General features: G+C 39.3%; 18 protein-coding genes, 1 tRNA gene and 1 riboswitch. Of the genes, 16 read left to right on the forward strand and 3 right to left on the reverse strand.

Annotated elements, in window-relative coordinates; genetic code table 11:
• Position 1: 1 nt before the first annotated feature.
• Positions 2-607: a sugar O-acetyltransferase gene (locus RT269_RS11410; RefSeq protein ID WP_313182719.1), complete on the reverse strand. Its 606-nt coding sequence runs from the start codon at positions 605-607 to the stop codon at positions 2-4.
• Positions 608-984: 377 nt separating this feature from the next.
• Here RT269_RS11410 and xylB point away from each other — a divergent pair, with 377 nt between their 5' ends.
• The 4 genes from xylB (at position 985) to RT269_RS11430 (ending at position 5392) form a co-directional block, all read left to right on the forward strand.
• Entirely contained in the window at positions 985-2508 is a 1524-nt protein-coding gene (xylB, locus tag RT269_RS11415; RefSeq protein WP_313182720.1) for a xylulokinase, read from the forward strand.
• Positions 2509-2540: 32 nt separating this feature from the next.
• On the forward strand, positions 2541-3194 hold the full coding sequence (gene fsa / locus RT269_RS11420) for a fructose-6-phosphate aldolase (protein ID WP_313182721.1): 654 nt from the start codon (positions 2541-2543) through the stop codon (positions 3192-3194).
• Between the two features lie 18 nt (positions 3195-3212).
• Complete coding sequence (locus RT269_RS11425; RefSeq protein ID WP_313182723.1) at positions 3213-3839, forward strand: DUF4867 family protein; 627 nt, start codon at positions 3213-3215, stop codon at positions 3837-3839.
• 74 nt (positions 3840-3913) lie between these two features.
• Positions 3914-5392: an L-fucose/L-arabinose isomerase family protein gene (locus RT269_RS11430; RefSeq protein WP_313182725.1), complete on the forward strand. Its 1479-nt coding sequence runs from the start codon at positions 3914-3916 to the stop codon at positions 5390-5392.
• A gap of 193 nt (positions 5393-5585) precedes the next feature.
• Here the strand turns inward: RT269_RS11430 and RT269_RS11435 are convergent, their stop codons facing one another.
• Together RT269_RS11435 and RT269_RS11440 are read right to left on the reverse strand one after the other, a co-directional pair.
• On the reverse strand, positions 5586-6386 hold the full coding sequence (locus RT269_RS11435) for a CPBP family intramembrane glutamic endopeptidase (RefSeq protein ID WP_313182726.1): 801 nt from the start codon (positions 6384-6386) through the stop codon (positions 5586-5588).
• Positions 6387-6915: 529 nt separating this feature from the next.
• Positions 6916-7584, reverse strand: a complete 669-nt coding sequence (locus tag RT269_RS11440; RefSeq protein WP_313182728.1) for an ECF transporter S component — start codon at positions 7582-7584, stop codon at positions 6916-6918.
• Positions 7585-7667: 83 nt separating this feature from the next.
• Positions 7668-7784: riboswitch (FMN riboswitch) on the reverse strand.
• Positions 7785-8112: 328 nt separating this feature from the next.
• Here RT269_RS11440 and RT269_RS11445 point away from each other — a divergent pair.
• The 12 genes from RT269_RS11445 (at position 8113) to RT269_RS11495 (ending at position 23787) form a co-directional block, all read left to right on the forward strand.
• Positions 8113-8185, forward strand: a tRNA-Ala gene (locus RT269_RS11445).
• Positions 8186-8765: 580 nt separating this feature from the next.
• Complete coding sequence (locus RT269_RS11450; RefSeq protein ID WP_313182730.1) at positions 8766-14609, forward strand: ATP-binding protein; 5844 nt, start codon at positions 8766-8768, stop codon at positions 14607-14609.
• Between the two features lie 363 nt (positions 14610-14972).
• Positions 14973-15452, forward strand: coding sequence for a recombinase family protein (locus RT269_RS11455; protein WP_313182732.1), 480 nt, complete (start codon positions 14973-14975; stop codon positions 15450-15452).
• A complete protein-coding gene (locus RT269_RS30220) occupies positions 15445-15507 on the forward strand; it encodes a hypothetical protein (protein ID WP_334308548.1) in 63 nt (20 codons plus the stop codon). Before RT269_RS11455 ends, RT269_RS30220 begins: the two co-directional genes overlap by 8 nt.
• A gap of 585 nt (positions 15508-16092) precedes the next feature.
• Entirely contained in the window at positions 16093-16827 is a 735-nt protein-coding gene (locus tag RT269_RS11460) for a hypothetical protein (protein WP_313182734.1), read from the forward strand.
• 174 nt (positions 16828-17001) lie between these two features.
• Positions 17002-19101 (forward strand): DEAD/DEAH box helicase, encoded by a 2100-nt coding sequence (locus RT269_RS11465; protein ID WP_313182735.1) that lies wholly within the window; start codon positions 17002-17004, stop codon positions 19099-19101.
• On the forward strand, positions 19098-19763 hold the full coding sequence (locus RT269_RS11470; RefSeq protein ID WP_313182737.1) for a DUF2290 domain-containing protein: 666 nt from the start codon (positions 19098-19100) through the stop codon (positions 19761-19763). The genes RT269_RS11465 and RT269_RS11470 overlap by 4 nt, the downstream gene beginning before the upstream one ends.
• 59 nt (positions 19764-19822) lie before the next feature.
• Positions 19823-21058: a hypothetical protein gene (locus RT269_RS11475; RefSeq protein ID WP_313182738.1), complete on the forward strand. Its 1236-nt coding sequence runs from the start codon at positions 19823-19825 to the stop codon at positions 21056-21058.
• 450 nt (positions 21059-21508) lie between these two features.
• Entirely contained in the window at positions 21509-22441 is a 933-nt protein-coding gene (locus RT269_RS11480; protein ID WP_313182740.1) for a DNA adenine methylase, read from the forward strand.
• 30 nt (positions 22442-22471) lie between these two features.
• Entirely contained in the window at positions 22472-22915 is a 444-nt protein-coding gene (locus RT269_RS11485) for a hypothetical protein (RefSeq protein WP_331664144.1), read from the forward strand.
• Positions 22912-23196, forward strand: a complete 285-nt coding sequence (locus tag RT269_RS11490; protein ID WP_312501481.1) for an AbrB family transcriptional regulator — start codon at positions 22912-22914, stop codon at positions 23194-23196. Before RT269_RS11485 ends, RT269_RS11490 begins: the two co-directional genes overlap by 4 nt.
• Before the next feature lie 3 nt (positions 23197-23199).
• The gene (locus tag RT269_RS11495; RefSeq protein WP_313182741.1) at positions 23200-23787 is read left to right on the forward strand and encodes a hypothetical protein; all 588 of its coding nucleotides are present in this window, start codon (positions 23200-23202) and stop codon (positions 23785-23787) included.
• Positions 23788-23939: the final 152 nt, after the last annotated feature.

Genomic DNA, 23939 nt, shown 5'->3' on the forward strand with positions numbered 1-23939 from the left:
TTTATATTTCCGGATCGATTTCCCAGTCTCTGAAATAGTATTTCATATCCCGCTCGCCGATTTCCCTTATGACGCGGCATGGGCTTCCATAGGCAACTACGTTGGCAGGGATATCCCTGGTCACAACACTTCCGGCTCCGATTACGCTGTTTTCACCGATCCGGACGCCTGGAAGGATGATGGTTCCGGCTCCGATCCATACGTTATCCTCAATGGTAACGGGGACGTTAAACTGGATCTGCCTTTTTCGGATATCGGGGCGGATGGGATGGGCGGCGGTGTCTACCACAACGTTAGGGCCGAACATGACGTTATTTCCTATGTTGATATCGGCGTCATCTACTAGGGTTAAATTAAAGTTTACATATACGTCATTGCCCATGTGAACGTGACTTCCCCAGTTGGCGTGGAGCGGGGGTTCTATGTAGCAGTTTTTTCCGATTTCTGCAAAAAGCTTCTTTAAGATTTCCTGCCGCTTTTCGCCTTCGGATGGGCGGGTCTGGTTGAAGTCATAGAGGATTTCCAGATAGCTGGTCTGTTCCGCGATCAGGGCATCATCAACACAATTGTAGAGCTTTCCGCTTCTCATCTTTTCTTTTAAGTTCATGAAAACCTCCTTGGGTAACGGGGCTGTCCGGCAGACAGCCCCGCTTTTACTTCATTATACCTTGTATGGCTTTAAGTGTCTATGCGATTAAATGCTTTGCGGTAGGGGGCGGTATATCTGGCTGTTGGGGTGATTGTGCCATAAGTCCGCAGTGCAGCTCGCGAAACCTGCGGTCTCGCTCACGGGCATTCGCCCTATGAAATAGGCCATGACAAGATTTTCTTATGTGCAAGCACAACGAAAATCTTGTCATGGCCTATTTCACACTGCTCATTGCAAAAGTGCAAGAAAGTGCTATTACTTGGACAAATAAGCGCACGCTTTTTTCGGGTATGTATATTATAATCAAAATAGAGATTTTACGAGGAGGTATTAGGATGAAGTATTTGATTGGAATTGATGTGGGGACATCGGCAACTAAGACCGTCCTGTTCGATGAAACGGGCGGTGTGATTGCTTCTGCATCCAGGGAATATCCCCTTTATCAGCCTAAGAATGGCTGGGCGGAGCAGAAGCCGGAAGACTGGAGAGACGCGGTTCTTGATACCCTTTCCCAGGTCATGACGGAGTCAGGCGTTTTAAAAGAGAATGTGAAAGGAATCGGTATCTCAGGCCAGATGCACGGACTTGTGATGCTTGATGAAAAGAATGAGGTGATACGCCCCTCGATTATCTGGTGCGACCAGAGAACAGCGGCCGAAGTGGAAGACATGCTTTCGATTATGCCAAAAGAACGCTGGATTGAGATCACCGCGAATCCGCCTCTTACCGGCTGGACGGCAGCCAAGATTTTATGGGTAAGGAAGAATGAACCGGAGAATTACGATCGGTGCAGGCATATCCTCCTTCCCAAGGATTATATCCGTTACATATTAACCGGAGTTTTTGCCACTGAGGTTTCCGATGCCAGCGGAATGCAGCTTTTAGATGTGCCCGGAAGATGCTGGTCCGAGGAAGTTTTAAATAAGCTGGATATTGATTCAAAGCTTTTGGGAGAAGTTTTTGAATCCTGTGAGGTAACGGGAACACTTCTTCCTGAAATTGCAGAGAGAACCGGGCTTTCGGAGGAGACAAAGGTCGTGGGAGGCGCCGGTGACAATGCGGCGGCTGCAGTCGGAACCGGGGTTGTGAAGGATGGAACGGCCTTTACCACCATAGGGACTTCCGGGGTTGTGTTTGCTCACAGCAGCCAGGTTACCATTGACCCGAAAGGAAGAGTCCATACCTGCTGCTGTGCAGTACCGGGGGCATGGCATGTCATGGGAGTGACCCAGGGGGCGGGGCTGTCCTTAAAGTGGTTTAAGGATCATTTTTGCCAGGACTATGTGGAAGAAGCGAATAAACAGGGGATTGATGTTTACGATCTCATCAACCGGGATGTGAGCCAGGTGGAAGCAGGAAGCGATAAGCTTATTTACCTTCCGTATTTAATGGGGGAGAGGACTCCTCATCTGGACCCGGACTGCCGGGGAGTGTTTTTTGGACTTTCCGCCATCCATACGAGAAAACATATGCTGCGGGCTGTAATGGAAGGAGTTTCTTATTCTCTCAGCGACTGCAATGATATCCTTAATGAAATGGGGATCAGAGTAGGAGAGATGATGGCATGCGGCGGCGGCGGAAAGAGTTCCGTATGGCGGCAGATGCTGGCGGATATGTATGACTGTCATGTAAAGACCGTGGCTCAGACAGAAGGACCGGCTCTGGGAGCCGCTATTCTGGCCGGAGTCGGGTGCGGTGTTTTTGAGAGCGTGGAAGCTGCCTGTGATACCTTAATCTCTGCGGATAAGTCTACGGGACCGGAGGAAAAACAGGCCGTCCTTTATAAGAAATACCATCAGTTATATAAAGAACTGTATGAGGATTTAAAGGGCAGCTATAAGAAACTTGCGGCTTTGTAAGGAAAGACAAAGGAAAACAGGAGGGTGAAGATATGCGTTTTTTTATTGATACGGCAAATGTAGAAGAAATCAGCTTGGCCAATGAAATGGGGATCATCTGCGGAGTTACTACAAATCCCTCCCTGATTGCAAAGGAAGGACGTGATTTCAAGCAGGTGATCAGGGAAATCGCGTCTATTGTTGACGGACCAATCAGCGGAGAGGTAAAGGCCACCACGACTGATGCGGAAGGCATGATAAAGGAAGGCCGGGAGATCGCAGCGATCCATCCGAACATGGTCGTGAAGATCCCCATGACGGCAGAAGGCTTAAAAACAGTAAAAGTTCTGAACGCAGAAAATATCCCAACGAACGTTACCCTGGTGTTTTCCGCTGCCCAGGCGCTTTTGGCAGCAAGGGCCGGAGCCACCTATGTTTCCCCGTTTTTGGGACGTTTGGACGATATCTCCATGCCGGGAATCAATCTTATTGAAGATATTATGGAGATATTCCAGATACATGGGATCGAGACGGAGATCATTGCAGCCAGCGTGCGCAATCCGATTCATGTAATCGATTGTGCCAGAGCAGGGGCAGATATAGCAACGGTGCCGTATAAGGTGCTGGTTCAGATGACACAGCACCCGCTCACAGACCAGGGCATTGAAAAATTTAAAAAGGATTATCTGGCTGTATTCGGAGAATAGAAAAGGAGAGGTAAAACCATGGGATTAACAATCAAACCAGTGACAGATCCTGCCTTTCAGACTTATGGGAAAGTGGTTACAGGATATGATGCAGGGGAACTGTTGGAAAAGATGAAGGAGACGCCCCTTCCGGAAGATGTGGTTTATGTTCCTTCCGTAGCGGAATTAGAGGAGTTGGCGGTTTCTAGGGAAATGGAAAAGAAGCTGTACGGCCAGCTGCCCATTCAGGTAGGTTACTGCAACGGCCACAATAAGAAGCTGAATGCGGTGGAATACCACAGAGGTTCAGAGATCAATATTGCTGTGACGGATCTGATCCTGATTTTAGGAAGGCAGCAGGACATTACCTCGGGTTATACATACGATTCAGGTAAGATGGAAGCTTTCCTCGTTCCTGCAGGAACTGTGATCGAGGTTTATGCCACGACCCTTCATTATGCGCCATGCCATGCGGAGGAAGGCGGTTTCCGGTGTGTTGTGATCCTTCCAAAGGATACCAATACTGACTTGGAGCCGGCAGGAGAAGCAGTAAATGAAGAAGACAGACTGCTGTTTGCCAAGAACAAATGGCTCATTGGACACAAAGAGGGCGGACTTCCGGAACATGCTTATATTGGAATATCAGGAGAAAACCTGTCTATTTGACAAATGTTTAACAATGAAATCACAGGCATATCATCCTAAGAAAATGCCTGATTAACAACAGGAGGAGTTATAAAATGAATAATATCCCAGAAATAAAAGTAGGAATCGTAGCGGTAAGCAGGGACTGTTTCCCGGAAACTTTATCAGTGAACAGAAGAAAAGCTCTGGTGGAGGCATATCATGCAAAGTATGATGCCGCAAATATTTACGAATGTCCAGTATGTATCGTGGAAAGCGAGATCCATATGGTTCAGGCTCTGGAGGATGTGAAGAAAGCCGGCTGCGATGCACTGGTCGTTTATTTAGGAAACTTCGGACCTGAGATTTCAGAAACCCTTCTTGCAAAGCATTTTGACGGACCGGTTATGTTTATCGCAGCAGCAGAGGAAAGCGGAGATGACTTAACCCAGGGACGCGGGGATGCGTACTGCGGAATGTTAAATGCAAGCTATAATTTAAAGCTTAGAAATATTAAAGCGTACATACCGGAATATCCGGTTGGAACAGCTGAGGAATGTGCCGACATGATCGAGGAATTCCTTCCCATTGCCAGAACTCTGGTAGGACTTTCCCAGTTGAAAATCATAAGCTTCGGCCCGCGCCCCTTAAACTTCCTGGCATGCAATGCCCCGATCAAACAGCTTTACAACCTGGGTGTGGAGATTGAAGAGAACTCGGAGCTGGATTTATTTGAGGCCTTTAATAAGCATGCAAACGATCCAAGGATCCCTGATGTAGTAAAGGATATGGAAAAGGAGCTGGGAGAGGGTAACCAGAAGCCGGAAATCCTTCCAAAGCTTGCCCAGTATGAACTCACCCTGCTGGATTGGGTGGAGGCCCACAAGGGATACCGGAAATATGTAGCCATTGCAGGAAAATGCTGGCCAGCATTCCAGACCCAGTTTGGCTGTGTTCCCTGCTATGTAAACAGCCGTCTGACAGGAATGGGCATCCCGGTTTCCTGTGAAGTGGACATTTACGGAGCTCTCAGTGAATTCATCGGAACCTGCATCAGCATGGACGCCGTAACCCTGCTTGACATTAATAACACGGTTCCTGCCGATATGTATGATGGAGATATTAAGGGTAAGCATGATTACACCCACCAGGATACCTTTATGGGCTTCCATTGCGGAAATACCTGCTCCAGAAAGCTTTCTTCCTGCTCGATGAAATACCAGATGATCATGGCAAGAGCGCTTCCGGAGGAGGTTACTCAGGGAACCCTTGAGGGCGATATTGCTCCTGGTGATATTACATTCTTCCGCCTTCAGAGCACAGCAGACAATTTACTCCGTGCATACGTTGCCCAGGGAGAGGTGCTTCCTGTAGCCACCCGTTCCTTTGGTTCCATCGGAGTTTTCGCTATTCCGGAAATGGGAAGATTTTACCGCCATGTGCTGATCGAAAAGAACTTCCCTCATCATGGAGCGGTTGCTTTCGGACATTATGGCAAGGCTATATTTGAAGTATTTAAGTATCTTGGGGTAGAAGAGATTGGATTTAATCAGCCAAAGGGAATGCTTTATAAATCAGAAAATCCATTTGGATAAAAAATGCTCCGGGACTTAGCTGTCACCCAATAAGGAAGTATCAAGGAGCATTCAGATTGGGTATTCGGCAAGCGGAATATGACAACAAAAGGCGGACTATCGGCGTAAAGCTGATAGTCCGCCTTTTAAGTTGGAGGAGCAGGTCGAAGCCTTGACACGCGCAACGGGGTTTCCAAAAGGGTACCCTAAATGCTTATACGATTCGCCTGCCCCTTTTGCCGTATATCACAACGGTTACAATTGAAACAAGAACGATCATAGAATTTGCGGCAATTGTTCCCGCCCAAGTCATAGTCGTGGTGCCAAAGATGGGAGATGCCGCATTGAACATGGTGTGGAATAATACGCACATAAACACACGGCCTTTTCCTGATATTTTGTAGATTGCCCCGTTGAAAAACCGAAACGCCATGAGTTGAACTGCAAACATCCAAAAGTTAATGAGTCCCTCTCCGTGATTCGTCCCCGGAATAAAGAAGAGAGGGATATGCCATAAAGTCCAAATGATTCCAACAATAAGAGCAGATAAAACAAAGCCATATTTTTTGTCTAACTCAGGCTGTAATATATACATCCAGCCAGATTCCTCCATACCACCGATAATAAGATTACCGGGAAGGGAGAGAAAGAACGTATAAAATGGAAGCACCATTTCCACGCGGCCTGAAACTGCAATATGTATCAAAAAATACAGTGCAAGCCCAGCAACAACGAACAAATAGATAGATATGTTATTTTTGGCGTAAAAAACAGTTTTCAACCATTCCTTAAAATCTGCTATTTTGTTATTTTTCTTCAGAACGATATAGGAAGCAATAGCGGGCGACAAAATATAGATTGCAAAAGGAATATTCATCCCGAATTGCAGTAACGAGTGGACCCAATTGTGCACCGTATATCCGAATTGTCCAAGAACAATCAAAGTGCCTGACACAAGATAGGCTATGGCAAATGTCAGTATCGTAAATTGTACTGTGATTTTTTTGCTTGTCAAGATCTCTTCACCTCACATTTTGAAGTATACATTAAATTTTTCCCGCCTTTCCCTGCTTCATTTTTCTAACCCAATTATACCACATCTTACCATAAACTGGATATTTTTCATTTTGGAAAAAATCATTTTCCATGCTCCCGGCAAGAGCAGCGGCAAATAGGTACAGCAGGTGGAAATCCATTACAACTGTGTCAGTGTGATTGAACCACTGGGGATGAACGAAACAAACAGCAAAACGGCATAGCCAGAACTGACTATGCCGTGCGCTTTATGATTTTTTATTGAAGGCGTGCCTTACGGGGATCCTTCTTTCTTTTTTATGTTTTAACCTTATCAAGTAAGTCCCCACTTCAATGTAAAGGCATAAGTGGTGGGAGAGACTTACTTGTGCCCGATAAAGCGAGTTATGCTAAGTCAGAAGGGATGCAAGCTCCTTTGACAAGCAGCGATAGCAGCTATGAGGTTATGCCCGGTGAAGCGGGGCACGCTGTGGGCAAATAGCGAAGCGGATTGCGAATATCCCATTGACTTAGATAATTCCCTTCATAACCAGGACAGCCAGAATACAGGTTATTAAGATGATTCCTGCAGCAAGGGTCATGCCAAGATTGAAAGTCCGTTTTTTTGGTGCATCCGTTGAAGCCGGAATCATGAGATTGGATTTTCTCAACGTGGTGACTAATGGCTTATAGATTAGAAGCGTCAGGGCCGTGTTGATTCCTCCCTTTAAAAGGTTAAAGGGGACGAATGCAGGGAGCAGAAGCTTTACCACGGCTTCCCTTGGATATCCCATATAAATTGGGGTGATAAGGTAGTTCCACAAAACCATGACCAGGGTCATGAGTAAGGTACCTGCCACCATGCCAAAGAATGCACCCAAAAGGGAATGGCGTTTCTTATAGAGGTAAGCCGCCGGGCAGACAAATGCCACCGTAGAAAGAACGTTCATGATCAGTCCGATGATTCCGGTGCTGCTGATGGTAAACATCTCCACGAAAGACACGATGACGGAGATCAGTGCTGCTGACATTGGCCCGAATAGGAAGCCGCCGGTAAGGATAATAACATCCTTGGGCTCATACTCCAGGAAAGGCAGTATGGGGATCAGAGGGATCCGGATCGCCACAACGGCTACAAAGGCCAGCGCACAAAGCATGGCCATGAGGGTGAGTTTACTTGTTTGCTGTGTCATATTCATGGTAAAGCCTCCTGAAAAATAAGTAACACCTGAAAGTATGCCTTTCAGGTGTTAAAAATAGACAGGTGTATTATCACTATTTAACACATCTTCTTTCATCCAGACTATACTGTCGGTATTGGAATCAAACCAATTCTGCGCAATTTGCGCTCGCGGACTTTACCGCCGGTCGGGAATTTCACCCTGCCCTGAAGACAACTATATTCAAATGTTCTTGAATTATTATAACATTTTAAAAAATAAATGCAATATGTTGTTGCAATTTTTTTAATGCTTTGCTATAATATCGAACATGGGGGTATAGCTCAGCTGGGAGCGCGAGATGTCGGGTGTGCGACCCCTCAAAGAAGAAGTAGAATTAAAGAAGTAAAATGCTGGAAACCCAGATAAATAAAGGGTTTTCGACCATATGGGGGTATAGCTCAGCTGGGAGCGCGAGATGTCGGGTGTGCGACCCCTCAAAGAAGAAGTAGAATTAAAGAAGTAAAATGCTGGAAACCCAGATAAATAAAGGGTTTTCGACCATATGGGGGTATAGCTCAGCTGGGAGAGCGCTTGAATGGCATTCAAGAGGTCATGGGTTCGAATCCCACTATCTCCACTTAAACAATAAGCCGCAGGCATGAAAGCTTGCGGCTTAAATTATAACTTATAGGGACGGGACACTTGATAAATCAAGGACAAAAAAGGCGTATTTTCAGTTTGGAAAATGTACCTTTTTTGCCTTTAATCTAAGTTGAACTAGAGATAATAGGCAGTGAGCAATTGAAAAACTCACTGCCTATTTTTTATAAAAAAAAGCATCAAAAACATATCAAGTACTTTTTTAAAAGTTTATTTCAGCAGTGAAATAATGAATATTGCTGAGTTTTACGGAGCCGAGTGTGAGCAGTAGGCCCCCTTTCCGTGATACTCTAAATTACTTGCTTTTGAAAATTATTTGGATTGAATGTTTTTGAAATCAAGGCTGAAATAGTGAATACAGTCGATTTGTTTCCATGAACAAATGAATATGTAAACCGTTAATATAATTTTAAGGATAATATATAAATCAATTTAAGTTATTTATTAGAATTTGGTAAATTTTATGGTATAATTTAAAATAGAAAGTATAGCAATAGTGGAAAAATATATAAATGTAATTTGTAATAATATTGTAAAGCGAAAAGGAGGTTGAACATATGTCTACTCCCGGAATTGGAGACCCTTATTGGTATGAATGGTATGTAGGATTAGAAAATGTAATAAAAATGCTAAATCCAGATTTCGGGATTTCTTGCGTTATCTTTCAGCATGGATCTTATAACACTATCGATGATGTAGTAGTAGAATTTATTGATGGCAAAAAGCAATTGTGTTATCAGGTAAAACACGAAATTGATACTTCTACACCAAATAATCTAACATTCGGAAAAATGTTAGAATCTAAGAACGATAAGAAATGCCTGTTCGAAGCAATGTTTCAAGGATGGAAAGAATCCAGAACCACTACTGATTCTGCAATTAAACCAATTCTCTTTACGAATCGTAAGATTTTAAATAGACACGCCGGCCGTAGCCTTAATGGCGAAACCTATAGTGCTTATCCTGTTGATAAGTTTTTATTGAAAATGCAGACTGTAATTAGAAATGTAACGGACTACGAGAATGTCATAATTGATGACTCAACACTACTTTTCCAATGGAATGAATTATGTAGTGTTCTACCAAATGTGGATTCCAAAGAGTTAATGTTATTTTTGAAAGAGTTTTCAATCAACGCAAATCAGATGAGCTTAGCCTTAATGAAGAAATCATTAATTGCCTTGTTGGCACAAGTGTTTTCCTGCAACGAAGGTATCGCTTTGGAATTGTTTAGTAAACTGCTTTTAGGTCTTACCGAATGGACAACGACTGAACGGAGTAACGAGCGTGTTACTTTAGAGGATGTGTACTCGGTACTGGGTCTTGAGGAAGACATTGATGAAAGTCAACACAGACTAGCACCTCCATACCCTTTTTTTGAAAGCAGGCAAGTGTTTTGTGAGCAATTACAAACTCAGATCCATTCAACGGAACACAAGATTGTTTTTCTTTCTGGGGATCCGGGATCAGGAAAGACAAGTACGATCAGTTATCTGCAATCAAAGACCAATTTGTTTTGGCTTCGCTATCACACATTTAAACCCATTTCCCCAGAGCAGCATTTCTATAATGCGGATCCCGGTATGTGCACAGCTGATAATCTGTGGGGTACACTATTAATTCAGCTCCGAAAGAGATTTAAAGGTAAATTGGCTGAATACAATGTTCCAATTAGCAATAAGTTGGTAACCGCTGAAATGATGCGAAATCACGTTATCCGTTTGTTGGGCATTGCTGCTCAAGATACTGCTGGATTAGAAAAACGGATATTTGTTTGCATTGACGGAATTGATCATGCAGCACGTGCCAATGCTCCACTTTCATTTCTAACCACATTGCCGTTACCAAATGAAGTACCTGATGGTGTTTGTTTTGTAATTGTCGGGCAACCAATTACTATTTATCAAGACCAATATCCTTTATGGCTGTCGAACAAGGATTATGTTGAACATATCAGCATGCCAAAACTTAGCGTTGCCGATATAAAACAGTTGATTCTGGCACAAGCCAATCAATTTGAAAGCGATGCCGATGGCCTTGCGGATTTTATTTATAACAAAACGGAAGGCAATAATCTTTCAGCAGTTTTTGCAGTTGAAGAAGTAAAGGCATTATGCACTTTAGATGAAGCAGTCACAAAACTTCAAGAAAGCGGAATAAGTGCAGATGCTCAACAATATTACAATCATATTTGGACTTATATGAAGCGAGAACTTTCGGCGATTGTTCATATATCCGTATGTCCTGAGAGCATTGTTGCTTGCCCCATACTTTTGATGAATGGTCGTGTAAATACTAAAATTCTTGCAAAAGCTCTCACGTATGGAATGAGTGAGAGTGATTGGGAGATGATATTGAGCCGACTATATCCGCTTGTTGTACCAACAAAGAATGAAGGAGAGTATGCACTTTTTCATAATGACTTCCGGGTATTCCTTATGGGAATAATTAGACCATATCAAGCGCGTTACGAAGAAATTGCATTGACACTTGGAGAGTACCTCCTTCAAAGAGAGGAAGGTACTCTAGCATGTACCTTGGGTATTTATTTACTGAAATGTGCCAACAAAGAACATCTTATTCCGAAATACTTTACTCCAAATTTCGTTATTAATTCCTTAGCTGAAGGTGTGTCATTACAGAGATTAGACGAATTCGTTCACCTTTCATATGACGCTGCATGTATCAATCAAGATATGAAGGGATATCAAAATACATATCTGGCAATTAAAACGTTATATCAACATAAGCGGTGTTTTCAATATTTTGACAGGGACTATATAAGCGATGATTTCCCTGAAGCAAGTTCAATTGATATTTCTGAAATACGAACGTTACCAATTACACCCCAGAATCTAGGTGAATTTAAAAATGTGCTAACTCTGTGCAGAAAACTTTATTCTTCCTGCAATCCAAACCATTGTTCGCGGGCAATTACACTGTATAAAAAATGGTTTGGAGGTTATTCCCCCATGTCATTTGTACCTCTTTGTGCAGATAAAGTTGCAGAAGATAAACCCTGGGAACTAAGGTCTACTGAAGTAGGTTTTTTCATTCAACATTGGGGAGCAGTCGCTGCCGAGTTAAACATTACTGTTCCACTAATGAGTGAAATCGACTCTGATATTAATCGTTATGCTGTAACCGCTTTTGGTGAACAATATTTCAATAATTGCATCAAAAACAAAAAGTTTAAGCTTGCCATACATGCTATACAATCAGGCTACGTGGCGCAAAGCATCTTCGCTGACAAATTAGAAGAAATTTATTTTGTAGGCGCTGCACATATATTTGAACCGGTGTTAACTCGAGTAAGCGATAATAAGGAAAAGTCAGCATGGCAGCCCCTTGCGATTGCCATGAAAACAACGTGTGATCAACTATATCTACCTGATCAATTGGTAGTTAATGCGGAAGTCACTGTTAAACGAATATATGATGAATCCTGCTTTACACTTGTGTTAAGGGCATTTCTGCTTGGATGTATCGAAAAAGAAATTGATGACGACATCTTGATTGAACATTCAGCGAAATATTACTTGGAGCTTGAGGGTAATAAAACAGAGAAAAGCCAAGCGGCTTTTCTTATTAGGGTAGCATGTCTGCTAGGTAAATACTACTGGGATAGTGCACCAAACTCCAGTGCATTTGATGGTTGTGTAGAATGGCTTTTATCTGCACGTTTGTGGCGTTCACTAGATTATTCAAAGGCTCGCAGATTTCTACTTTATACTTTGCTTAATAGTTCTGCAGGTAAAACATTTAACAATGAAGAATGGTTCGTTGCTGCGCTACACGTGAGCTTATTCGACATTGACCACCTAGGGATGTATTATAAGACTTATATCCTGGACTATCTCCAACAGTTTAAACGTCTTGACATTATCAGTGAGTATATTCATGAGCTATATGGAGAAAACTGCTGTAACATAAGTTTGGAAGAAAATAGAGCCGATATGCATGCTCGCTTTCGTCCATATGGTGAACTTGTTGAACCGGAAATGATGCTTAAGTTCACAATGCAGCTCAAATGGGATGTTGTTGGTTACGTGGGTGACAAAGAGTATGCAATGCATGCACCGCTAGATTGTTTTAATTTTATTACCGAAGTTGATCCTAGCAGATGGAAAGACCTTGGGACAAATCTGTATAAACAATCCAGAATAGCTGAATTAACAAGCAATCATGCAGCTTATGAAATTAGCAACAACATTACGAAAGCCGCTGCAACATGTGGCATAATAGATTATTGGGAATTGCGCAATTGGGATGATGAATTTGCCATGAATCCTGACCAGATATACCATTCTCTTTTTGAGTTCATCCATAATGCGGTCAATGAAACTGATTTAGAAGTGATTTGGATATTAAGCTGCGGAATTCATTCGTGGTATACACAGCAGGGTCGTAGTGGAGCCAAATGCATTTATGATGCGTGCCAAGAGAAAGCAACAGAATTAAATAGTGATTTTGCTTTAAAAGTAAAGTCATTAACGCCGCAATGGTTAGTAATCATTGGACACCTTTCGGAAAGATCTGATTGGAAATCTGATTTAGATGATTATTCTAGTCGGTGTGCCAAGGATATCGGTGCTATACAAGTTCAATATGCCGATATTTCAATAGAGGAATCATTAGAACTACTTTCAACATTGAAAGCATCAACAAATCCTGTGGATCATTATTGTATAGTATTGAAAAAAATACTGTCGAGTGAAACAGATTGTAGTGGAAACTTCAAAAGTTTTCTGGACGTTGTTTGCCATTACCTTAAGAGCAAGGATTGGACATATGATAGGTATGATTCTGTAATTAGCTCACTTATTTCCGCAATGGGCAGTGAAGCATTCTGGGCACTGGCATGCTGTATTAGAACTCAATTATCAGACTACGATTACCAGATTTCTTCACGTAATATGCAACTGCTTTTCAAGTTAAATCGCAAAGAGGACATAGCCGAAATGCAAACACTACTCGAAGCAGAACTTCAAACTCAGGAATTATGGGTTACAGGAAATAATCATATTGAAGTTACCATAGATCAGAAAAAGTCTGTATCGCTATTCTCTACACCAAAGTCTATCCAAGAACTGGCACTTTATATTATGTTAGAACAGATAGATACTCAGAATGCCAGAAAGATGGAATCTGCAATATACGCTATCAGCCTGTTAGGCAAACAGTTTCCGTATGTTATGGATATTATTGCTGGGGTATGGGATACATTTACCCAAAATCAAGAAGAATGTCTGTTAATTATTATTGCAAGATGGGCATCTGATGGGATTTGCGCGGATAGTTTACGCAGTATATTGCAGAATATGTACGATGCTTGTACAGAGCTATCCAGAAAGTATTATTTACACAGCATCCTACTTCATCTGAATTCAGAGGGGATAAATCCAGAAGTGATTTCTTACAATGCTCCAGCTATAAATCACACACCTTCAACAGTCGGGATGGTGGTAGATGACAGCTACTATGAACGATTTTTTTCGTTGGTCGAAGATTGTGAAAATAGCGCCTCCATTGACTCAATTCGTAGATATATTTCCCAAATAGCGCCGTTGGAAATGTATTTGGAAGATCGCTATGGCGAAACTGGTGATAATAAAATCCCTATCGTCAACATGCAACCGGGCGAGATTCTTTATGGTAAAGACAAAGCAGGAGAATGGACATCTATTCCTTTGATACGCAAAAAATCCCGATTACTTCCAGTGGAGGATCCGTTCCTATTAACGGAAATGCCAATCGTTAATTTTGATAAAGAATGGTTTCCTGATGTACAGACCGCATATAATACAGAAAAAGAAAATGGGTTATCCAACGAACAACTACATGATATTGCACATGCACACATATCGGAAGGCAAAGTATTGCTTGCTGCAAGCCTATGGTATCCGTGGGGTCATAAAGGGGGAACTATATATATTGAGTCCTCTAAAATTGATTTCTCATTTACCAAGAGTCGGAGACAAGAATTTGATTGGTGTATTGGAAACTTTGGTCTACTTGCTTGTGAAGGCTCAATAGATGAAACTTGTAGGTCAACTTTTGGCAACGGTGGAGTTAGTCTATTCAATCGAGTTGGTGGAGGTCTAAAATTGTTCTTTGGAAACTGTCAAGTGGCACCAGCAGCGATCTGGCGCAAAATTTTTGCATGCCATCCAAAGCAAGGAAATCCCTACATTTGGCTAGATCAATATGGGCGTGAAGTTTTGTGGTTTGAACGTATTGTGTCGCCTGATCGAGAGGCGATGCAGGAAGCGTATATTCGACAGCCCATTTTGTTTAGATGGATTTGCGATGATAATTGGCTGACAAATATCCTGAATGGTTTTGTTATTAACCAAGTAATTGCAGTTGAATTATACTCCAATTTAACGAGAGAAGACTGAGATATTTTCTTGGTTTATTTTCTGTAGAATAGGTTGTATTACTTCCTGATATATTTGTCATGCACCATCGGAAGACGCGGGTAGTGCCTAACTCCAAATATTCCATTGATGGGAGGAGCATTACTTTAGGTTATGCTTCTTAATTACAATCTATATTGCCTCCTTTAAGAATTTTCAATTACAATAGAGGATACATATTGAAGGAGGTATATTTAGATGACAGATCAAAAAGAAATCAAAATTATTCCACCAACAGAAAATCATGACAAACATATATGAGTGGAACAAAAGCAACTCAAGGTAGCTGCCTATTGCAGAGTCAGTACACGGTTTGAGCAATAGGAAAATAGCTATGAAGCTCAGGTGAACTATTATTCAGAAAAGATTGTAGCCAATCCAAAGTGGAGTTTGGCAGGTATTTATGCTGATCAAGGTAAACCGGCAACCAGTACTAAGCAGCGAGATAGCTTCAATCATATGATTGAAGATTGCTACGATAGTAAAATTGATATGATACTTACTAAGTCCATCAGTATGTTTGCAAGAAATACCGTGGATTTTCTAAGGATTATTCGTGAGCTTAAAGAACGGCAAATTCGTATTGTTTTTGAAAAAGAAAACATTGATATTATGGACAGCGCCGATAAACTGTTGATTACCATATTGAGCAGCCACGAGCTAGAAGAAAGCCAAATCCTAAGTGAAAATAATCGCTGGGGTATTGCTAGAAAGTTTGAGCAAAGCATTGTACAGGTAAACTACATGAAGTTTATGGGATACACAAAAGATGTTAACGGTAATTATAGTTCCCGAAGAAGCAGAGATTGTCCAAAAGATATTTGACCTATACTTACAAGGTTTAGGAACATATCGAATTGCAAAGGAATTAGAAAGATAAGGAATAAGAACATAAACGTTAGTTCACAGGTATGAAAGTTTGTGAATTAAATTATGTATTATAGGGACGAACCACTTGGTAAACTAAGCAAAAAAAGTTACATTTTCAGTTTTTAAAATGTAACTTTTTGCCCTAATTGTAGATGATAAGAGAGCATTATTGCGGTTATGCAAATATGGTAATTTATAATAAACTACCATATTTTGATTGAATTATTTTACAATTTGTCATAAAATAAAAATAAGGTACTCAAGTTAAAAAATGTAGGTACGTATATAATTTATGAAATATTGTTGAGAGTATTTTGTACACAAGGCATAAGTATAGTAGTTATGGAAATACTTGAGATTGGAATTTTATTAATTATAATTGAACTTATTACTAATAAAACCGATTTCTTATTGATGAATTTCACTGAAATTATTTATAAAAGGTTTTTGCAGGTCATGGTATGTACTTCATTAAAATGTTTATTAGAAATGTATTGAGACGAACAAGGTAATGATGATACTAAAAATTATAGTAATTTGATGTAATCAGTAGTGCGGCACTCTAAATACTAACGTATAAAGGAGAAATAGCTATATGAATGGTTTTAATGAAAAAATTGAACTTAAAATACAAGAAACATGTGAGATTAAAATGCGTACATATTTTTCAATTCAACATATTCAGTCAGCAGCGCTTTTTTGCAGGTTAAGTAGTAAATTAGAAAATGAATATATTGGTAAGTTTAATCAAGAGTTAATTACAGAATATAAAGCTTATGTTACTAATTCGATTTTTTCATGTGTATGTTTTCTAGAAGCTAATATTAATGAGATCTTTTGCGATACGGTAGATAATCCGGAGAATATTAAAGGACTATCTAAAGATGAGATACGACTGTTAGCTAATATGTGGAATTTAGATATACCTCGGACAGCATCTTATTCTATATTAGAAAAATATCAGATAGCATTGACCTTACTGGGAAAACCAATAATTAATGAATGTGAATCGCCGTTTCAGAATGTAAAAATACTTATACAGCTACGAAATGCTTTAATGCATTATGAACCAGAATGGTCTATGGGAAAATCAAATAATTGTCATGAAAAAGTAGTACAGAATAAGATGGAGAAAAAGTTAATTGGAAAATTTGAAGTTTCAAAAATATTTATGAATTCGGGTAATCCTTTTTTCCCTGATAAAGTATTGGGTTGTGGTTGTGCGAAATGGGCAGTGGATAATAGCATAAATTTTGTTGATTTATTTTTAAGTAAACTTGGAATAAAAGCCAATTATGATCATGTAAGAGATAAATTAAGATTATCATAAAAAGCTTATAGAATTTTTTATACCAAACAAGGTGAAGTACCTATGGGATCCATTGTCGATAGAGTCATCATTAATTTGTTATAAAATAAAACAAAGTATACAAATTATAAATATTTTCATATGGTTTTATACTATACTTTAATTAAAAGGAAAATTAATAAAGGAGTCTAAAATATGTTGCATCGTATTGGATCAATTGAAGATGGTGATAAAGAAAGTATCGTTGATCAGATTATTAATGAATTTGATTTAAAATATGTAGACATCGAAGGTGAAGCTTATTTAGGATACCCTATTTATATTGATGAGATAGCTAATAGGAGAATTTGTGTTGATTTAGCACTAGTAACTAGAATTGGAATCTTTATATTTAATATTTTATTAGATGCTGTAACTGACTATTGCCAAATTCAAGATGAAATATATATGAAAGTGAAAGCTAAATTTGAAAAACAACCCTTTTTAGTAAAAAAAAGGGAATTAATTTTTAAATTTTATACTATCACTTATTCAGTTGAAAAAATAAAAATACAAGAAGATAATCTTATAGGATTTTCTGTAAAAAATATTATTGATATTATTGATGAGTACAAAGAAGATTCTGTATTTAGCGATACTAAATATAACAATATACTTTCTGGAATTCAAGAGGCATATGGGATTAATAATAGAATAGAACGAAGTGATGCAGAAAATGGAACAAAAGCTTTTTATATCAATCAAATGAATTCATTAATCGAGAAGTATGATGGTAGGCAAATGGAGGCAATTTTAGCTGACACAAGAGGAATCCAAAGAATAAGAGGTATGGCTGGTAGTGGAAAGACTATTGTTTTGGCTAGAAAAGCTGTAGAATTGCATATGGCACATAAAGAATGGACAATAGTTGTAACATATTCTACACGATCATTAAAAAATCAACTTGTTAATCTTATCTCAAAATTTTATGCTGCTAAAAATGATGGCTCTGATTATGATAGAACTAAAATTAGAGTAATGCAAGCATGGGGTTCATCTAATGCTATTGGTGTATATTATGATATATGCTTAAAGCATGGGGTTAGCCCATGGAATTTTACTGAAGCAAAAAATAAATATGGTAAAAATAGGGCTTTTTCTAAAGTATGTGAAATGGCTCTAAAGGAGATTAGTATTTTTAGCAAAATGTATGATTGTATTCTTATTGACGAGGCCCAAGATTTTGATAAAAATTTTATGTCGTTGTGCCTAAAGATATTAGGAGATGAGCAGAGATTAGTATATGCATATGATGAATTACAAAAATTAAATGAAGAAACTATGCCAACACCTATAGAAATATTTGGACAGGATATCTCCAAAGATACTCCATTAACAGTATGCTATCGAAATCAAGGGCCTGCTATAGTTACGGCTCATGCTATAGGGATGGGGTTATATAGGAAAAACGAAGGGTTGTTGCAAATTCCTGGATCAGCTGATGTATGGAATGCAATTGGTTATAGTAGTGACGAGCCTATTCAAGAAGGTAAATCCGCGTTATTGTATAGGACTGAAGAAACTAGTCCAGTCCTCTTAAAAGTTGATTCAAATGAAATTATAGACTTTCTTAGTTATAATAATTTTATAGACTTAAGACTCTCCTTACTAGAGATGTTAAAGAGAGATATTAAAGAAGAGCACTTATTACCAAGTGATATTATGATAATCGATATGGATGGCATTGAGAGTTCTCAAAATAGGGATATTTTGATGAATTTATTATATGCAGATGATGATTATGAGGATGAGTTCATGATACATTCAGCAGGAACTACGAGTCCTGAAGATTTTTTTAGAAAGAATTCAATAGTATATACCAGTATTTTCAGAGCAAAGGGTAATGAAACATTCATGGTATATATTGTAAATGCTCAAAAATGTATTAATTCTTTGACGCCTAGAAGTGACAGAAATGCATTGTTTACCGCTATTACGAGAAGCAAAGGCTGGGTGAGAGTATTAGGATATGGAGATGAAATGAGAACATTATGCGAAGAATTTAATGAGATTAGGAGTAATGAATATAAACTTAAATTTGATAAATATCCTACAAAAGAAGAGCAAAATGAGTTGATTCTAAATAATAAGGATCTTGATGATAGTATTATGAAAACAATAGGTAACACTAGAAATATGATTAAAAAATTGAGAAATGAAGAGAATATTACGGATGCTCGCTTGATAATGGAATTATTGGGCATATCAACTAAAGAAGAATTACTTAGATCACTTAGCGAGGAGGAAGAATATTGAGTACTCCAAGAATAGTTAAAGAGATTATTAGCGATATTAGAGTTACTAAAGAAGAGCTATTAAAGATAGGCATTGTAAAAGAAGCTATAGGCGAATCAGTAACATGCAAAGGACATAATGATTATGCTATTACATGGTCTACAAAGAATGATACAAGCAGTATTATCTATGATAAAGATATTTCAATTGATGAGTTAATAGATGGATTATTGATTAATAATCAATATTCCTTTCTATTATACGATAAGAGTATAATTCAGATTGAATATATGGTTAAAAATAATAAAATTTGTAAGCAAAGGCTGTTGTTTATAAAAAAACATAATAAAATTTGGGATAAGAAATTAATCGATCAATTTGACGAAGGAGACGATGTTTATTATTCTGATTGGTTCAGAGATAATGTTGGAATTCCGACGGTGTTAAGAATTGACTATGATGTTGATGAGCATGTGGAATGTAAACATGCTATATCACATATGACATTATCAAACAATCAATGTTGTAGGATACCTATAAGAGGTTTAGTTTCTTGTACGGAATTTTTAAGATTAATTCTTTTTCATTTTTATGATTTAAATTTTTCAGTCAATAAATTTGATTATGCGACATATACAATAACCAATAAAGAACAAGAAATGTTACATATGTCATGGAAATAATATATGATGTATAAGTTTGATATTATTAGAACTTAAGATTTAAATTGGAGGAAGAACTGATGGAAGAGTTTTCCATTAATAAGCAAGACGAATTAGAACTTGATAATCTTATAGAAAGAAAAAGAGCAGATTTTTTTTCTAAAAAAAACAATAACCATAGATGTATGTATTATAATTGTAATAAAAATGCGATTAATTCACACGCAATATCTCAGAAAATATCCTTGCAATTTATTGCAAAAAAAGGGAAATTAGGATGCTTTAAATCTAATAGGGATATAAAATTGGATAATGGAAAAACCTTTATTTATACAGAATCGGGTATAATTGAAGCATCATCTTTTAAAGGATTTTGTTGTGACCACGATAAAATATTTGATGCATTGGATAATTCATCAATTAAAGAAACTGAAAAAGATATACTATATCAAGTATATAGGAGTATTTGTTTTTCTGTATATAAAACAAAATTTGACAAAGTTCAAAATGAATTAGGTTATCAATTTTTTAAAGATAATAATTATTATACAGAAATAATCAATATTGTTAAGAAAGATATTGAATCTAAACTACAAAGTAAAGAAGAAATGTTATCAGAGAATGTAATGGAAAGTAAATTAGAAGAACTAATTTCCAAAAAAATCAATAAACAAAATGAGGAACATTATATATTATGCGAATATAAAAGTGTAATTGAAAATGAGTTACTCAATAATTATTCTAACAGTGTTAAGGAAAAAGATACAGTAGAAATTACCTGTGATAAATTGTGCATATTGTATAAGCACATTGGGATTCAAATTCCTGTTGCAATGTTAAATCATCACTTCTTGGGAATCAGTAATAATAAAAGCATATTATTATTTACTGTAGTACCATATGGTGACTCAACAGAACTTTATTGGATTTTTGATAAAAAATTATATCATGTATTAAAAAATGAATGGAATAAAATGACTGATAAACTTATAAATATTTTAAATAAAATTGAAGGTAGTATGATGCAATGTGACTATTGGCACATACAGCCGGATATCATAAATTTAATGCCAAGTCAGAGATTGCAATACATAAAAGATGATATTTATTTTAATCTTGAAAGATCTCCATTTGACGAATATGATCTTTCAATATTCGATGATTTACGAAAAGAATTTATAGAGAAAGAAGACGACTCAATAATTGATAAGGAATTAAAAAAATTAGATTGCAATATTCAAAGAAAAGATTTTAAAGAACGTCTAAAAGCACATAACCAAATAGTATTGAAGTTGCAATATAATGATGGTAATTAATTTTCTAGTATATATAGCTGGATTTTACTGGCGTAGAAATGAAGCTTGAAAAAAAGTGTACGGTATGCGGTTTATATTTGCCAGTCTATATACTCATAATAATTTAATTGCGTCTCTTTGTTTCAATGGAAACTGAGAGACGCTCTTTTTTTAACAACCTAATAACAAAATAATTATAAATAGGCGCTGTCTTTGAAAAAAAGATGGTGCCTTTTTTATTTTCAGCGAAAGGAGTGCAAAGCATGAATCAAAATACAAAACCAACAGAAAGAAAAGGTACGGGAGCAACCAGTTTACCCAAACGCTATGGTGTCTCACTGCCACAGGATCTCTCACGCTGTGATGGCTGCCCATACCCCCAAGTCGGTTTCATTTGCTGGAGTCCGGATGGAACCTGTATGAAAACGGATGTTGATGCAATCAACCGTCGCAGCAAAGGTAGGTGAATAAATGAACAGCATTATCAGCTGGGTGGGCGGAAAGAAGGCGTTGCGAGAGTTGATTTATCAGCGAATGCCCAAAGAGTTCGAACGTTACATTGAGGTTTTCGGCGGTGGTGGATGGGTGCTGTTTGGGCGTCCCATGGATACTGCCATGGAGGTGTATAACGATTTCAACTCTGACCTGGCAAATTTGTTTAAGTGTGCAAAGGAGCAGACTCTTGACCTGGTTCGGGAGCTGAACTTTTTGCCGCTGAACAGCCGGGATGAATTTAGTGTATTGCGCAGGTATCTCTCAAAGAAGGAATTCACCAGCGAGTATCTTTCAAAGGAGCTGGATCTTGCTGAGCGTCACCTACCTCCACCTGATTATGAGGACATACAGCAGATTCTAACGGAGCAAGCGGTAATGAATGACGTTAAGCGTGCAGCTGCCTTTTTTAAGCTCATTCGCTACAGCTACGGAAGCGGCTGTACCAGCTTCGGATGTCAGCCTTTCGATATCCGAAAGACCTTCCATCTGCTCTGGCAGGCCAACATTCGTTTAAGGGACACAGTCATTGAAAACAAGGACTTTGAAGATCTCATCCGGCAGTACGACCGGGAGAATGCCTTTATTTACTGTGACCCTCCCTACTATCAGACAGAAGGACATTATGCGGTAGAGTTTAGAAAGGAAGATCACTATCGCTTGCGGGATACGCTGTCAGTCTGTAAGGGTAAGTTTTTGGTCAGTTACAATGACTGCGAATTTATCCGGGAACTGTACCAGGGCTTTCACATTGAAGCAGTCAGCCGTCTTAACAATCTGGCACAGCGCTATGACAACGGAAGTGAATACGCGGAGGTATTCATCTCCAACTATGACACCGGAGAACGGCTGAGAGATAGGCCATTACAAATGAATCTTTTTGATTCTGAACTATTTTTCAATGAGTCTTAACCGGAAAAAAATATAAAGGAGGAACTTATTTTGAAAATTATGAAAACAAAAGCGGCAGTCGACCACCACGGGCTTCTAACTATTCCTGTGATTCCTGCCGGACTTACCCCTGGTGAACAGGTTGAAGTGGTGCTTGCATCCAGGGGAGATGAAGCAGCTTCACTTCTTTTACTTACGCAGGCAGGGATTGAAGTTGCCATACCACTGTGCGCTCTGCCGGAGGAGGATACGCTGGAAGAGAAGGATGAACCAGAGGATGAGGATGGTCTTAATCTTCCAGGAGAGGTGTTGGAGGGGGCGGGGATTTCTGCAGACAGTGATTTGGAAATCATCTGCGGCGATGGTGCTATTGTTATTTTAGCCTCGGATATTTTGAACCGTTTGCCGGAGGAACTAGCTGGGCTTTTTCAGGAACTTGGAATTCACCCCGATACTATTCGGGAGGTAATGAGGAAGGAGGGATACTATTTATGAATTCAAAAAAAACATACCGAATTATTGACTGCAAGGGCCGTGTACTGATTCCAAAGGAGATGCGCTCCGCGTCTGGATTGGACTATGGCGATATCGTAAAGATGAATGTCCGCCAGGGTGCGGTCAGTATTCAAAAGGTGGAGCTCATCGAGGTGGGAGACCAGTCCCCGGAAGCGGTGGAAGCCTTCGTCCGTGCAGCCATTAAGCAAATGCCGGACGGCACACGTCTTGGACTGATCGGTGAATTGACTGAGCTTCTTAAGCAGCGGAAGGAGGACTAAGTTATGGAAGAAAATATGCTTTTTACCCCTCTGGATTGCCGGCAGATTGGATATGACTTTTCTATTGCCGGCAAGGTTGTCATTCTTTGCGCATCCTCTCTGCCTGAAAATGATAGAAGTGCGGAGAAACAGCTGTATTTTTGTACCGGAGGCTTCGGCAGCAAGCCCAATCCCAGCGGACGGGCGGTTTTTGCCGTGTCACTGGAAAACGGGGAGCAAGCACGCTGGAACCGCAGCGATATCATGGGCATTGCAAAGCCAGAAATTATCACAGACCATGCCAGGCTCCAGCTTAGTCAGATACGCCCGGCAGGAGCGCTGGATTTAAAAAGCCATCAACCGCAGTACAGCGGCTATTGTTTTCTGCCAGATGGTCGCTACACCTCCGGCGTATGGCTTTGCAGCCAAAAGGAAATGCAGGAATTTATAGAAATGCAGATGGATTACCAGCATAGAATTATGATCTGCGACCGGAATGACTTCTGCGTATTTGAGATGCAGGAGGGAAAGCTCCTTTATCCGACCCAGGAAATGCTGGAAGCACATCAAAAGGAACAGGAGCAAAATGGCGGTATGGAGTTTAAGCTATGAAGATTACATACTTTAATTGCTTCTATCAAAAAAATGAAAGGAAGGTACTCTCATGACAGATAAAAAAAAGAAGAGGGTCGGCATGCTTGCCATCCTCCTTCTATTCCTGCTGCTTGGCGGCGTTTTTTTTATTTATACCCAGGAGCGTCCGG

It is taken from the genome of Lacrimispora sp. (assembly GCF_032078915.1).
GTDB lineage: Bacteria > Bacillota > Clostridia > Lachnospirales > Lachnospiraceae > Lacrimispora.